Origin of the sequence: Chromobacterium aquaticum (assembly GCF_021129195.1) — a bacterium.
Classification (GTDB): domain Bacteria; phylum Pseudomonadota; class Gammaproteobacteria; order Burkholderiales; family Chromobacteriaceae; genus Chromobacterium; species Chromobacterium aquaticum.
Genome location: NZ_JAJOHW010000290.1, coordinates 1 through 1,019, shown reverse-complemented (window position 1 = coordinate 1,019; position 1,019 = coordinate 1). Strand labels below are relative to the sequence as shown.

1 protein-coding gene is annotated in these 1,019 nt (G+C 72.7%); it reads left to right on the top strand.

Annotated features, from left to right (window positions below):
- Positions 1–1,019, top strand: a 1,019-nt coding sequence (locus LQT98_RS23860) for a hypothetical protein (protein ID WP_231465737.1), incomplete at both ends; no start/stop codon positions are given.

Sequence of the window (1,019 nt, the reverse complement as noted above, 5' to 3'; positions counted from 1 at the left end):
CTATACGACATCCTGGGCCGCCTGATCCAGACCGTGGACGCCGAAGGCGGCGTCGAGCGCCGGCAATACGACGCCGCCGGCCGGCTGGTGGCGGAAACCCGCTACGCCACGCGGCTGAGCGGCGAAGCCCTGGCGGCGCTGGCGAGCCAGCCTGGCGAACGCGACCCGGCCGACGCCACGCTGCAGCCGACGGCCGATGCGGCCCAGGACCGGGTCAGCCGCCACTACTACGACCGCGACGGCCTGCTGCTGGCCAGCCTGGACGGCGAAGGCTATCTGAGCGAAACCCGCTACGACGGCGCCGGACGCGTGATCGAAACCGTGCGCTACGCCCAGCGCGCCCACGCCGGCGACAGCCTGGACGCGCTGCGTCCGGCCCGCGACGCGGCCGACCAGCGCACGCGCAGCCTGTACGATGGCGCCGGGCGGCTGGTGGGGCGAATCGACGCCGAAGGCTACCTCGACGAAACCGTTTACGACGCCCAGGGCCGCATCGCGCAGACGATACGCTACGCCACCCGCGCCGGCAGCGGCGACACGCTGGCCGCATGGCGCCCGGCGGCCGACCGCAACGACCGGCAAGTGCTGCGCCAATACGACGCCAATGACCGGCTGCTGCGCGAAGACCACCGGCCGAGCGGCCTGATCGTGCGCTACCAATACGATGCCCAGGGCCTGCTGATCGCCACCACCCGCCAGGCCGGCGACGACAGCCGCAGCCAACTCAAGCGCTACGACAGCCAGGGTCGGGTGACGCAAGAACTGGCCGGCGAAGGCGCCCAAGCGCTGGCCGCGCTCGGCGCCGACGCCGGTGCCGCCCAGATCGACGCGGTCTGGGCGCGCTGGGGCACCCGCCACTACTACAACGCCGGCGGCCAACGCAGCGCCAGCTTGGGTCCCGACGGCCAGGGCGGCGCCGGCGCGCGCACCCTGTACTACTACGACGCCGCTGGCCGCCTCAGCCACACCCTCAACAGCCTGGGCGAAATCAGCGAAGTGCGCTACAACGCCTTCGGCGA